Genomic DNA, 13,713 nt, shown 5'->3' on the forward strand with positions numbered 1-13,713 from the left:
GGTTCTCCGTATCATTCCCTTAGAACGGCCACAGCGGGCCAATAAAGAATTTTGACAACCAACCCATCGAGTTGGAATCATTCAGCTCACCCGAGCCGCTATAGGTGATCCGCGCATCGGCTAGCTGGGTTGAGTTCACGGTATTACTGGAGGTGATATCCTGTGGCCGAATCATGCCGCTCACTCGAATATATTCATCCCCCTGATTCAGGGTTAGCCACTTCTCACCTTTCACAATCATTAGCCCATTCGGCAATACTTCATGCACCGTCACGGTAATATTGCCATCCAGACTATTACTCATATCGGATGAGCCTTCACCATCAAACGCTGTTTCTGAATCACCCGAACCAAAGCTCAGAGGCTTACCTAAAATCGTTGGCTGAATACCAAAAACCGTTGGCGAGTCTATCGTTTGTGAATTTGATTTATCCACCGAGGTTTTATTACTTTTCGTTGAGGAGGTGCTTTCCTCTAATACGATCGTAATAATATCGCCGACCCGATGCGCTCGGCCATCACCATACAAACTGTTACTGGTGGCGGCATTAAAAATAGAACCTGTCACCTCTCGTGGAGCCTCCATCGCCTGAGGACGAACCGGTGCAAAGCGAGGATTATCAGGCTTTGGCACGGCACTGGTACACCCACCTAAAATAAGTATGACAGCCAGTATAGTTAGACGTAATTTCATCGGTAAACCTCTCAACTCATACTTATAGATTCTGAGTTACGTAAGACAACATCTGATCAGCGGTCGAGATCACTTTCGAGTTCATCTCGTAAGCACGCTGGGTGGTGATCATATTCACCAGCTCTTCAACGGCATTCACGTTAGAGCCCTCCAACATGCCCTGACGGAGCTGACCAGTCCCCCCTTCTCCGGGGTTAGAGAGTACGGGATTACCACTGGCGGCTGTTTCGAGGTAGAGGTTTTGGCCATAAGACTGCAACCCTTGAGCGTTAACAAAATCAGCCAGCTGAAGCTGACCAATCTCTTGTGGTGTTGCATCCCCCTGCACTACCACACTAACCACACCATCGACCCCCACCGTCATCGACTGCACTTCGTCAGGCAGGGTCAGACCGGGTTCGAGCAAGTACCCTTCCGATGTCACTATTTCACCATCAGAGTTCAGCTGAAACTGGCCGTGGCGCGTATAGCCGGTATCACCATTAGGCAATGCGACGGGCCAAAAGCCGCGCCCTTCAATCGAGATATCAAAGGATTCACCGGTGGTTTCCAGCTCGCCTTCCTGAAACAGTTTTTGCGTGCCAGCCACTCGAACACCCGACCCCAACTGCAAACCCGAAGGTAACTGAGAGTCATCGGCGGTCTGCGCACCGGGCTGACGTTGAATCTGATACATCAGGTCTTCAAAGACAGGGCGATCTTTTTTAAAGCCAACCGTACTGACGTTTGCCAAGTTGTTGGATATGATTTTCAGGGAGGTATCCTGCGCGCTCAAACCCGTTTTTGCTACAAAGAGGGCTCCATGCATACTTATTCTCCACCTGCATTATTCATTATTATGCTGTCACTGAAGTGACAATATTTGTGTTGCGGCAGAGGAGTTCTCTTCTGCCGTTTTCATCATTTTCACTTGCATCTCGAACTGACGCGCTAGGTCAATGACCGAGGTGAGCTCAGATATCGAGTTCACATTGCTGGACTCCAAAAAACCGGAACGTATTTTCACATTGTCATCCGGCAACAACGGCTGATTATTGCCGGTATGCATCATGCCATCGACCCCTTTAAACAGCTCACCGGCATCGGGATTAACCAGTTTAATACGATCAAGAATCGCCAGTTCATTAGCCCCATCGCCAGCCGGACGAATAGTAATCGTGCCATCACCGCCGATTTCCAACTGTTCAAAGGGCGGTAAAGTAATAGGTATTCCACCATTGCCCATCACCTGATCACCCGAGTGAGTGACTAGCTGATTAAGGCTATTAATCTGTAACTCACCTTGGCGGGTATAAGCCTCGTTGCCTTCAGCATCGATGGTCGCTATCCAACCATCGCCATCAATGGCAACATCCATTGACCGCCCTGTTTGCATCAGCGTGCCTGTGGCCATATTCGTACCGGGACGTTCGGCCATGGCGTATACTCTTGAAGCAAAACCATCGCCCTCGACTTGCATTGCCCGCGCTTGAGCAAAGTCAGCCTTAAAGCCTGTTGTCGTCGCATTCGCAAGATTGTTCGCGTGGGCTTGCTGAGAGCGCATATTCTCGCGCGCGCCACTCATAGCCAGATACAACACTTTATCCATTGGATACCCCGTTTGCCGCCTTAACACTAAAACGGTCAGACATTGCCGCTTTAGTGGTTTAAATTCACTAATAGTTAAAAATGCAATGCCTGTGCCAACCTTTCATAAAGACGTAAAAAAGGCGACCGAGGCCGCCTTATAAACAACTGAGTTATTACCCAAAATTAGATCTGGAGAATCGCCTGAGTGACGGTATTCAACGTTTCTAGGGTTTTAGAGTTCGCCTGGAAATTACGCTGCGCCTCAATCAAAGCAACCAATTCAGTCGACAAATCAACGTTTGACTGCTCTAGAGCCGCCGAACGTAAACTACCATTCAAACCAGTACTCGGTGGGTTCAGCAGCGCACTTCCGGATGACAGGGTCGCTGTCCATTCAGTATCGCCTGATGGTTGTAAGCCCGACTGATTTTCAAAGGTCGCAAAGGCAACCACACCTAGGTTTTGGGTTTCACCATTAGAGAAACTCGCCACCATCTCGCCGGTTTCAGCAAAACTGACACCGATCAGATCACCCTTAGTATAACCATCCTGAGAGGATGATTTGACGATCGAAGCGGAAGCAAACTGTGTACTATCGGTCAAATCCAGATCGATCTCGGTTTCAGTGTTCGCAGGATCAGCCCCTTTAACCGTTAAAGCAGGTGCCGTTGCACCCGCAACGAAACTGGTGCCATTAACACTATCCAAAAAGCCGGTACTCGGATCAAACCCAAGCATCACCGCACCAACTTCGCTTAGGGTATCGGTACTATCGGTTGAAAAACCAGACTCGCCAGGATCAACACTCTTACCAATATCCAGCAATTCAGTACCGTTCAGATAAGCATACATCTGATACTGACCACGATAACTATTATCCCCTTCATAGGTGTCATCAGCATTGGCCGTTAATACCGCAATAGTTGAAGAACCGGTTTCGGCTACGCTAAATCCAGTACCAATATCGCCATATTCCGCCTTAAAGCGAACATCTAACTGAAACGTACCACCCTCTTCAACCACAGTGACCGATTCAACACTTGGATTACGGTCTTTAATCTCAGCTTGCTTATCGGTAATCAGGGCGGAGATTTCATTTAAGGTAGAACCGCTAGGAATACTAATCGCCACGCCACCGATACTCAGCTCAGTATCAGCATCGGGACTCCCTAATGTATAAGCCTTGTTCTCATTCGCATCACGTTCAGTTTTCGTAGGGACAATATCCACTCCACCACTATCCTGAATGAGCATGTCACCATAACTACTGTATTGAGAGTAAGTTTCAAAGCTCACCGTTCCAACACCCGCTGCAGCGGTAGCATCCTGAGTAAATGTCAGTGTCGATGTATCGATACGCTTATCAGTATTCTGCAACGTACTTAGATCGGCAGCCGAGGGGGTACCTGATGCATCAAAACTAACATCAACACCACTAATATTTAAAGTATCGGGAAAACTCACATCGACCGCATAAACATCACGAACGGGACGCTGTTCAACCATATTATATTTAATGGTGTTTTCATTACCCAATGAATCATATGTCCGCACCGTGGTACTGTAAGTAAAGGTGGCGGGTACGTCTTTATCATACGGCGTACTTAACAGTGTTGGGTCTTCCGCATCATTAATATTAAACGACAGGTCGATATTACTGGTTGCATTAGGCGGACTTTCTTTCTCTGTTACTGCTAGGCTTTGCAAAGGTAAACGGTTACCGTCATCATCCAAACCATACCCTTGCAGATACTTACCCGTTTTAGACACGATGTAACCATCTTTATCCAACTCAAAAGCACCGGCACGGGTATAAGTAACGCCACCCTGACCATCATCCAACTGAAAGAAGCCCGATCCATTGATCGCTAGATCTAGGTTGTTACTGGTGAATTCAGTCGTACCCGCTTCAAAATTTTGTGCGATGTCCGTGACGGTCACACCGGAACCAGCTACATTACTTGAACCTGCCCCCACTACCGCAGAAGCATAGATATCACCAAACTCGGTACGCGAGGATTTGAAGCCAACGGTACTGGAGTTTGCAATGTTGTTACCGGTCACATCAAGGTCAGTCGATGCCGCTTTTAAACCTGTTATCGCAGTGCTAAAACCCGCCATAATTATCTCTCCGATTTAACCTATTCGTTTGACATCAGTAAAGTCGACTGAGCCTGCATCGGTATTCACTTTCATACCAATACCATTCTGTCCCAGCGTGACGCTATTAACGTTGTAAGCAATATAGCTAGTCGCGGTTTCGTAGTTACCATCAACTTGTGCCTGCGCGACTACTCGATAGTCTCCGGCAGGACGATCGCCCGCACTCCATACAAAGTATTGATCACCAGCCGCCTGACTGCCCATCTCGACTTCATCCACCAGATTATTATCGCTATCGTAGATTGAAACCCGTAGATTTTCGGTACTAACCGGCAATTCAACGACTCCTCGAATCTCGCCAGATTCAGCCACTTGCGCCGTATCTGTCTTGGCATAAATATCCTGACCAATCATCGACGAAGCCTGTAATGCCGCCTGACTCGACAGCAACGAAGCTGACATCGTCTCCATGGTGGTATTTAGCTTAGCGATATTTTCAACCGTACTCATACTGGCTATCTGCTGCATGAATTCGCTGGTTTCGGCCGGGCTAGTCGGATCCTGATTTTGTAGCTGCGCGATCATCAGCTTCATGAACATCTCGCTATCTTCACTACTACTGCTCGTAGTTGATGTGGAGCTGCTCTGATTCTGCGCATTGATCTGCTCGTAGATCGACTGCGTTCCTGAAACGTCATTAACACTCATATTTTTACCTCACTTCAGACGTTCTGCGCTTATTGCCCCAGAGTTAGTGCTCGCTGCATCATCTGTTTTGCCGTATTCATGATCTCAGCATTAATCTGAAAAGAGCGTGACGCAGAGATCATATCCGCCATCTCTTCTACAACATTGACATTGGGGTAGTGAACATAACCATTTTCATCGGCCATCGGATGATCTGGGTTGTACTCCTGACGCAGAGGCGCATCACTTTCCACAATCCCTGCGATAGCAACACCCTGCCCAGACTGCACACCTAACGGCGCACTACCTGGCTGAACGTTATCCATCTGCTTTAATTCAAACACCGGCTTACGGGCACGATAGGTTTCATCAGCACTACTGCTAACACTCTCGGCATTAGCCATATTACTGGCTGTGGTATTCAGTCGCACTGTCTGTGCGCTCATGGCTGAACCCGCTATATCAAAAACATTACCCAGAGACATGATTACTCACCCTTAATCGCGCTAGTTAAGCCTTTAAATTTATTATCCAGAAACTGAAACGATGCCTGATAATCAATTGCATTTTCGGTGTAGCGGGCCATCTCTGCCTGAATATCCACCGTATTGCCATCAACACTCGGCTGAGTGGGCATTCGATACATCAACTCTGATGCAAAATCAGAATTGATCAGCCCCGCATTATGATTCTCACTCGTGCGGCTCATCTGCAATGGCTGCTGACCCTCTTGAACACCCTTTAAGACACTTTCAAAATCGATGTCCCGAGCTTTGTAATTCGGTGTATCACTGTTAGCAATATTATTGGCCAGAATTTCGGCACGTTGAATCCGCAGGCCAACGGCCTGTTCATGAATCCCCAGTGCGTTATCAAAGCTAATTGCCATCAGTTTACCTCCAGTGTTTTCTTACACAGACATAATGCAAAACTGATACCAGAATAGAAATTCCATTGAAATACAGATAGTTAAAAACAGCTCTATACCAAAGCGGCAACCGCTATCCGGGCAATAGCGGCAAAGCGGCAAGAAAAAAGAGAGGGCGGCAAGCAAGCTGATCAACCGTCAGATCGCCTTACTTGCCTCGTTTTAGAAAGCGAATAGAAGGGAAATCTTTATTTAGCTTTATAGATGATACCAGGGCGGCAGTGAATCATGTCAAACAGGTCGTTGAGATTCCCAATAGATTCTGAGGCTCCCAACAATAAATAGCCCCCGGGCTTAAGTACTTTGTGAATTTTTTGCAAAATATCACGCTTGCGCGATGTCGAAAAATAGATCAACACATTACGACAAAATACAATGTCGCAAGGGCCAATATCGGGATACTCCCCTAACAGATTCAACTCTCTGAAGGTTACCCGCTGTTTGATCTTTGGTATCAATTTCCAAGCTTCTTCAACGCTGGGCTCAAAAAACTTTTTTAGCCGATCCTGCGATAGCCCTCGACCCAGCGCCAGCATCTCATATTCGGCTAAACGCGCCTGCTCAAGCACACGGGTGGAAATATCGGTGGCGATAATCTCCTCACCTAAACGCAAAGCCCCGGGATATTCGCTCTTAAACTCATCAATAATCATACTGATTGAGTAGGGTTCCTGACCGGTTGAACAGGCTGCCGACCAGATTTTTAATCGTTGAGAGGAAGCATTAACCGCCAACTCCGGCAGGAGTTTTTCTTTTAAAATAGTATAGGGGTGTATATCACGAAACCAGAGCGTCTCATTCGTAGTCATCGCATTAATGACCTGCTCTTTAAGACAACTGTTACCGGGCTGCCCCAATACAGCGGTCAATTGGCCAAGTGAGCTATATTCACCTTCAGCAAGAATTTTGCCTAGCCGGCTCTCAACCAGATATTGCTTATGTTTTGCCAACAAAATACCGCAAGCCTTCTCAAGAAAGAGACAAAACTGATCGAACTCTGGTTGAGTAATTCTTATTTTATTATCGTTCAGCGTTATGTCCTCATTCTGCGTTGAGTGACTCACCCCTCGATTGACTCAATTCGCTTAATCACCGCGTCAGCCAGTTCATCTGGATTAAACTTACCGATAAAAGCATCGGCACCAACACGTTTGACCATCGCTAAATTAAAGCGACCACTTAAAGAGCTATGTAACATAACATACAAGGACTTTAAGCGTATGTCCTCACGAATTCGCTTAACTAACGTATAGCCATCCATCTGAGGCATTTCAATATCAGAGATAACCATCAGGAAAGTATCGGTCAATTTTTGCTCTTTATCCGCTAGCTGAGTCAACATATCCAGTGCCGCCTGACCATCATTCGCGGTAACGACATTGATATTCAGATTCTCCAGTGCTTTTTTCACCTGCGTTCTGGCAACACTTGAGTCATCGACAACCAAAATACGATATCCCGCAGCGCTCTTTTTAACGCTCTCAGTGATCGTGGTGGACTTCACATCCGTACTCACTGGGATAAGATCGGCCAGTACCTGCTCAACATCCAAAATCTCAATCAAACCATTCTCATACTGAACTACGGCGGTCAGATAATTCTTTTCTTTGGTTTCGATTGGCGGTGGACTCACCTGATCCCATTTGGCGGGCAAAATACGATCAACATTACGCACTAAAAAGGCTAAGACCCGACGGTTGTATTCTGAAACAATCAAAAAACAATTCAGCCGTTCTGCGGCATCGACCGGAGTACCACCAATGGCCTGAGACAGGTCGATCACCGGAATCGTTTCACCGCGAATATGTGCAAGCCCCTTCAAAGCCGTGGTCTGCTTAGGGATGCCGGTCAGTTCAGGGCAGGTTAGAACTTCACGGACTTTGAATACATTGATACCATAAATTTGATCATCATTAAGTCCGAACAAAAGCAGCTCAAGGCGGTTTTGTCCCGCCATATTGGTACGTTGGTTTACAGTACTGTTTATACCTGACATGATGCTCTCTGTACTAAGCGTTACCTGAACATTGACAACCTGATTGCAATAACAAGGTTGCAATGAGAACTTCTGGATTCAGCGTGAAAAAATATACATTCTCCACAATAATCACACTTATAGCTATGTTAGCCGTGCCAGTAAAGGGCGCACAGTCAGAAGATTCGACCTCAATCACTAAGAATGCGCAACATTACTTAGAAAAACAGTACCAAATTAGCCACCCGCTGGCTCGCACCATCATCAAAGTAAAGCCACTCGCACAGACACTCGACAAACGCCAGTGCAATGGACCCATCGCCATTACCCACGCGCCCAGCAGAGCTAATCGCATCTCGGCGAAAGCAATCTGCCAGCAACCCGCGTGGACTATTTATCTCTCCGCTACGGTGGAACAATGGCTGCCCATCGTTCTCACTAGCCGCGCATTAAGAAAAGGCACCATTTTGGGGGATTCTGATATTTATCTCAAAGCATTTGATATCAAACGCATAACATCACCCTACTTTACAAACCCTGGTGAACTCATTGGCCGAGAAATAAAACGCTCGATCGCAGCTAATCAGGTAATCTCACCCTCACAGATTGAAAAAAAGTTACTGGTCCGCAAAGGTGACGTCGTTTATATTGAGGCTAATAAAGGCCCAATGTCTGTGCGAATGACAGGCACCGCCCAACAAGACGGTTCCTTTGGTGAGCAAATATCGGTTATTAACAACCGCTCAGGTAAGCGGGTCTATGGTTATGTTAAAAGTCAGGGCGTTGTCACTGTCAATGGCCGATAACAGCACCTCGCAGGTCGATATATGAACTGCTATACTAAAGCCATTATTTTACAAATACTGTTAAAGTTTCCCATCGACTCGCCGATAGCTGTGTATAGAACAGTATGAGGACCAGAAAATGGTTATTGATATCACGGGTTTAACGTCTTCTTCACAGGCGACTAACTCTCGTGCCAAGGTAAATGAACAACCTGCAACCGAGAGTGGTGCATCGCAATCACAGTCAAACACTGCGACAGAATCGACACGTTCGTCTGGCGTAAGTTTGAGTGCGGCAGCTCAGGCGGTACAGAAAAGCGCCGGACAGGTGGCTGAAGAAGGTTTCACCGTTAACGAACAGAAAGTCGCTGATCTGAAAGCCGCTATTGATAGCGGTAGTTATCAGATCGATTATGAGAGCACTGCTCGCAATCTGTTCCAGTTAGAAAGTTTGCTGGACTAATATCGGGACCCACAATATTGTGACAAATCCGCTGCCGCCACTTGAGCAAATAAATGCCCTGACCACTCAGGGCATTGCTTTTCTAACGACTCTCAATGAATTGCTCGATGCCGAATATCAAGCACTGCAGCAGCGGGAAGTTGAGCAACTGCAAACCTTGGTTGAAAACAAAACAGCGGTGCTTCTGCAGTTAGAAGAAAACAACCAAGCCCGCAATCAATATTTTAGTGCGGCAGGTATTACCCCCGACAAAACCGGCTTAACAGACTACCAAACACGTTTAACTGAAGCGGAAGCACTGTCATTCAAGGCTCACTGGAGTGAGCTCGAGCAGATACTGCGACAGGTTAATGATAAAAATAAGCGTAACGAAATAGTCATTACTCGTAATAGCCGCAATCTGGAACAACTGATGAATATTCTCAGAGGACAAAACCAGAAAAACACCCTCTATAATCAGAGCGGTGGAAAGGGTAACTACGCCGCGCAAAACAGTCTTGGAAAAGCCTGACTTTTTTAGTATTTCCCCGTGACCTCAGCCTTCGGAACAAGTAGAATTCACGCCGTTGTCTCCCCTTTAAGTTCAACTTAAGTTCAACTCGATTGAATCAAACCTAATCAAGGCTGTAAGTGGGATCACATATGCATGTCATTCGTCCATGCATCGAGGCATCAATACTTGTATGGGGATGTAGCTCAGCTGGATAGAGCAGCCCCCTCCTAAGGGGCAGGTCGGGGGTTCAATTCCCTCCATCCTCACCATACAACTCATTGATTTAAAATAGATTATCGATCAATATCCGTTAAGAAACGATATAAATACCTTTTGTTCCTCTAGGATTGCCGGTCACACACAGCCCTTGGCGTTGATAATACCCAAGTTAGCCAACACCCTTGCTCAGTTCCTCAAAAACTAACTCCAACGCTGATAAACTGGCACGTGCCGCAGTAATATCACCCGCGTCATACTGGCGCTGCATTAGATCAGCCATCGCATGCAGCTTTGCATGCGTCTCTTTGAGCCGTTGAACCTCTTCTTTATCAAATAACTGATTTTGCTGTTCCCGACGGATCCAGCTAGCGCATTGGCAGAGCTGATGATCGAAAATAGGCCAATTAGCCATGTCATGCCCAGAGCAGGCTACCTTGCTCCGCAGTTTTTCTATCCACTGATTATTAATTAGCCTAAAGATCTCGAGACTCTTTTCCTTATTACTACGTTGCTGTTGACCACAATCAAGCCATGCCTTATTCGGTATATAATCGTTTAACCACTGGATTAAACTTCCCGCGGGCATCGGTTTAGCAATAGCGTACCCCTGAGCTTGCTCACAGCCCATCACCAATAACATCAGGCCGTGATTAGAGGTTTCAACGCCTTCCGCTATCACGTTACGATTAAAGGCTTTCGTTAGAGAGATTACACCTTCAATAATGGAATAATCACTCGGATCATCGAGCACATCGCGTACAAAGCTTTGATCAATCTTAATCGTATTAACCGGTAAGCTTCTTAAATGGGTCAAGGATGAATAACCGGTACCAAAATCATCTAACGCAAAACTAACGCCGAAGCTATTTTGGCAGGTTTCGATAATACGGGTAATGGTATTGAGATCACCTAAAGCAGAGCTTTCTAATATTTCTAATTGTAGACGTTGTGCATTAACTGAAGGGTACGCCGCTATGTACTTTTCGAGTACGGTAACAAACATAGGTGACAACAGATGGTCCGATGAGATATTAATACTCACTTCAAGATCAACACCCTGCTGCTGCCAGTGGTTAAGTTGCTGTAGGGCTTCATTAATAACCCACTCACCAAGCCTAATTTCCAGCGGCGCACCATCGATATAGGGTAAAAACGCCAGTGGGGGGATAAGCCCTTTTTCCGGATGCAGCCAACGAATTAACGCTTCAACGCCAAACACCTCCCCTGTCACCATATTCACTTTTGGCTGATAATACAGCTGAAACTCATGATTAACTAAGGCTTGCTCGATCTCTTCTAGCTGAAGATTCTTTTGAATAATCCGCTGATCCGAATCGGGGCTATATAATTGAGAACGATGCTTTCCTAACAGTTTAGATTGATACATCGCGTTATCAGCATGACGCAACAGGGTATCGATATCGCCACTGTCTGAGGGGTAGAGGGTCACGCCACTGGAAGCGGTCACTTTATGTTGCACACTATCAATAAAATAGGGCATGGCCAACACTTGATGAAGACGCTGGATAGTCACCTCATACTCTGAAACGCATTTAATATCATTCAGCAGTATGGCGAACTCATCCCCACCTTGACGTGAAACAGTATCTTCATCTCGAATACAGCCTGTGATTCGAGCGGCGACTTCAACTAATAAGCGATCACCTATGTCATGACCATAATTATCATTTACGGGTTTAAAATCGTCTAAATCGAGAAAGCACACGGCTAATTGATGCCCTGTGCGTTTACTATGGGCAATGGACTGATGAAAACGATCGATAAACAGGGTTCTATTAGGTAGGTTCGTGAGAACATCGTAGTGAGCCATCAAGTTGAGCTTTTCTTGTTGCCGCTTGATACTCGTAATATCGGAGAACACACCCACATAATGTGTCACCTGATTATGCTCATTAGTTAACGACGAGATGTTCAGTAACTCAGCAAACAGCTCTCCCTCTTTTGTCCTGTTCCAGACCTCACCTTGCCAGTGACCATTCTCTGTAATTGCGGCCCACATTTGTGCATAAAATTGCGGACTTTGTTTACCGGAACTTAGCAAGCTTGTCGATTTACCGAGCACGTCTTCGCGGCTATAACCGGTGATTTGGCTAAATGCTGGATTAGTATCAACGATGAGTTGTTGAGCATCTGTAATGACGATGCCTTCTTGAGTATCACTAAAGACTCTTGCAGATAGTTGAAGCTTCTCTTCAGCTTTTTTTCGTAGATTAATATCTTGAGCAATAGCAATCATCGTCTGGGCAGGTTCGCCATTTTTTGAAGTAGAAGATACGCTCAGTTCAACCCAGACAACATGACCATCCTTATGAATATAACGTTTTTCCTGGCTTGCTTTACGTTTTTTCCCACTACGTATTGCTTCGAGATTATTCAAACCTAATGGTAAGTCGTCGGGGTGCGTAATAGCTCTAAAGTGTTTCCCATTGACCATCTCTTCGACAGAGAAACCGAGCATGTCGCAAAACCGCTGATTAATACGAACGAAGGTTCCCTTTTCAGCATCCACCAACGCTACACCAACGGCGGCCTGTTCAAAAAACGTACGAAATAGTTGTTCACTGGTAGCCAAAGACTCCTTCGATTTAAACTCATCCGTCACATCCCGAATGACACAGATAAGCTGATCACTATGAGGGATTCTATTAAGACGAACATCACAATGGGTCATTTGATGATTAGCCAGCAAAGCATAGTTAAAAGTTACAGCCTGTTCTGCCTGTAATGCCTCATCAATTTTTGATTGGAATAACAGAGCAATATCATCCGGCAAAAAATCAGCCATCCGCTTACCAACAAAATTATCCGGGTTTTCATCTTGTTCGCTTTTCTGTTGTGCTCGATAATCGAGGATGGTCCCATCGGATGTCATACGATAATACGTATCGGGTAAGGCGTTAAACAAACTTTGTAGCTCGGCACTATGGCTTAATTTAGCTATCTCGGCTTGCTTTAATTCAGTGATGTCCTGTACGGTTCCAGCCCTCAATTTAGCCAGCCCTGTTGCATCAACCGGGTGTCCACTTGACGCTAAAATCCAACGAATTTCACCGTCTTTACGACGAATCCTAAACTCCGTCGTAAAATCAGCTTTATTCTTAACCGCCTGTTGAAATCCCTTATCAACATCATCCCTTTCTTCAGGGATGACATGGTTGAGAAACATCTCATAAGTCCACTGCGGCAACAACTGGTCATACCCAAATATTTGATCATGCATTAGAGAGCGATGCGCTGTATCGTCGATATGATTATAATCCCAACTACCGATATGGCATCGCTCGAGAATAAATTCTAACCTAGCTTCATTTGCTTGGTTCTTATCTTCAATTAGTTGACACTTTGTCGTATCAATAGCTTGAACTAGATAGCCCAAAAGCTCGCCATTATCAGGATCATACAGAGCGGTGGCAGAGGCCTCGGCATAATAATCCGAGCCATCTTTGCCCTGAAAAATGTCTTTCGTGATGACTGGCGTCTGCAACTGCGATGCTTCAACTAATCGTTGTTTCCAAATCGTTTCCCATTCAGGAAAATTACACCATAAGGGTGACTTCCATATTGGCTTTCCAATAAAGTCGTCTTTTGTAAAGCCTTTAGATTTCAATACCGAATCATTAACGTCTAACACTTGCCCTTCAGGAGACAAGATCGCAACAAACGTAAGCGACTGATTGAAAAGAGCTTCCAATAATAACTGGGTATTATTAAGCAGCTGGTTAGAGGACGAACCTGAACTGTTTGATTTCATGCCGTTACCTGATTAGCCATAAAAT

The 13,713-nt window shown here is 45.8% G+C and carries 13 protein-coding genes and 1 tRNA gene; 4 read left to right on the top strand and 10 right to left on the bottom strand.

The genetic code is table 11. From position 1 onward, the window contains the following. Nucleotides 1-19: 19 nt before the first annotated feature. The 9 genes from flgH to KO512_RS05245 form a co-directional block, all read right to left on the bottom strand. On the bottom strand, nt 20-694 hold the full coding sequence (gene flgH / locus KO512_RS05205) for a flagellar basal body L-ring protein FlgH (protein WP_215951278.1): 675 nt from the start codon (nt 692-694) through the stop codon (nt 20-22). A 22-nt stretch (nt 695-716) separates the two neighbouring features. After that, on the bottom strand, nt 717-1,502 hold the full coding sequence (flgG, locus tag KO512_RS05210) for a flagellar basal-body rod protein FlgG (protein ID WP_215951279.1): 786 nt from the start codon (nt 1,500-1,502) through the stop codon (nt 717-719). A gap of 36 nt (nt 1,503-1,538) precedes the next feature. Continuing rightward, entirely contained in the window at nt 1,539-2,282 is a 744-nt protein-coding gene (flgF, locus tag KO512_RS05215; protein WP_215951280.1) for a flagellar basal-body rod protein FlgF, read from the bottom strand. 164 nt (nt 2,283-2,446) lie between these two features. Next, nucleotides 2,447-4,384 (bottom strand): flagellar hook protein FlgE, encoded by a 1,938-nt coding sequence (locus tag KO512_RS05220; protein WP_215951281.1) that lies wholly within the window; start codon nt 4,382-4,384, stop codon nt 2,447-2,449. A 15-nt stretch (nt 4,385-4,399) separates the two neighbouring features. Then, complete coding sequence (locus KO512_RS05225; protein ID WP_215951282.1) at nt 4,400-5,074, bottom strand: flagellar hook capping FlgD N-terminal domain-containing protein; 675 nt, start codon at nt 5,072-5,074, stop codon at nt 4,400-4,402. A 29-nt stretch (nt 5,075-5,103) separates the two neighbouring features. Next, the gene (gene flgC / locus KO512_RS05230) at nt 5,104-5,538 is read right to left on the bottom strand and encodes a flagellar basal body rod protein FlgC (protein ID WP_215951283.1); all 435 of its coding nucleotides are present in this window, start codon (nt 5,536-5,538) and stop codon (nt 5,104-5,106) included. Between the two features lie 2 nt (nt 5,539-5,540). Then, the gene (flgB, locus tag KO512_RS05235; RefSeq protein ID WP_215951284.1) at nt 5,541-5,942 is read right to left on the bottom strand and encodes a flagellar basal body rod protein FlgB; all 402 of its coding nucleotides are present in this window, start codon (nt 5,940-5,942) and stop codon (nt 5,541-5,543) included. 227 nt (nt 5,943-6,169) lie between these two features. After that, the gene (locus KO512_RS05240) at nt 6,170-7,045 is read right to left on the bottom strand and encodes a CheR family methyltransferase (protein ID WP_303493101.1); all 876 of its coding nucleotides are present in this window, start codon (nt 7,043-7,045) and stop codon (nt 6,170-6,172) included. Beyond that, entirely contained in the window at nt 7,042-7,977 is a 936-nt protein-coding gene (locus KO512_RS05245) for a chemotaxis protein CheV (RefSeq protein WP_215951285.1), read from the bottom strand. The genes KO512_RS05240 and KO512_RS05245 overlap by 4 nt, the downstream gene beginning before the upstream one ends. An 83-nt stretch (nt 7,978-8,060) precedes the next feature. Between KO512_RS05245 and flgA the strand changes: the two genes are divergently transcribed. The 4 genes from flgA (at nt 8,061) to KO512_RS05265 (ending at nt 9,966) form a co-directional block, all read left to right on the top strand. Then, a complete protein-coding gene (flgA, locus tag KO512_RS05250; RefSeq protein ID WP_215951286.1) occupies nt 8,061-8,762 on the top strand; it encodes a flagellar basal body P-ring formation chaperone FlgA in 702 nt (233 codons plus the stop codon). Nucleotides 8,763-8,880: 118 nt separating this feature from the next. Beyond that, nucleotides 8,881-9,204: a flagellar biosynthesis anti-sigma factor FlgM gene (flgM, locus tag KO512_RS05255; RefSeq protein ID WP_215951287.1), complete on the top strand. Its 324-nt coding sequence runs from the start codon at nt 8,881-8,883 to the stop codon at nt 9,202-9,204. 19 nt (nt 9,205-9,223) lie between these two features. Beyond that, a complete protein-coding gene (locus KO512_RS05260; protein ID WP_215951288.1) occupies nt 9,224-9,715 on the top strand; it encodes a flagella synthesis protein FlgN in 492 nt (163 codons plus the stop codon). 174 nt (nt 9,716-9,889) lie between these two features. Next, a tRNA-Arg gene (locus KO512_RS05265) sits at nt 9,890-9,966 on the top strand. Nucleotides 9,967-10,085: 119 nt separating this feature from the next. Here the strand turns inward: KO512_RS05265 and KO512_RS05270 are convergent. Further along, the gene (locus tag KO512_RS05270; RefSeq protein WP_215951289.1) at nt 10,086-13,688 is read right to left on the bottom strand and encodes a PAS domain S-box protein; all 3,603 of its coding nucleotides are present in this window, start codon (nt 13,686-13,688) and stop codon (nt 10,086-10,088) included. Nucleotides 13,689-13,713: the final 25 nt, after the last annotated feature.

This window comes from Amphritea atlantica (genome assembly GCF_018860855.1).
GTDB classification, from domain to species: Bacteria; Pseudomonadota; Gammaproteobacteria; order Pseudomonadales; family Balneatricaceae; genus Amphritea; species Amphritea atlantica_A.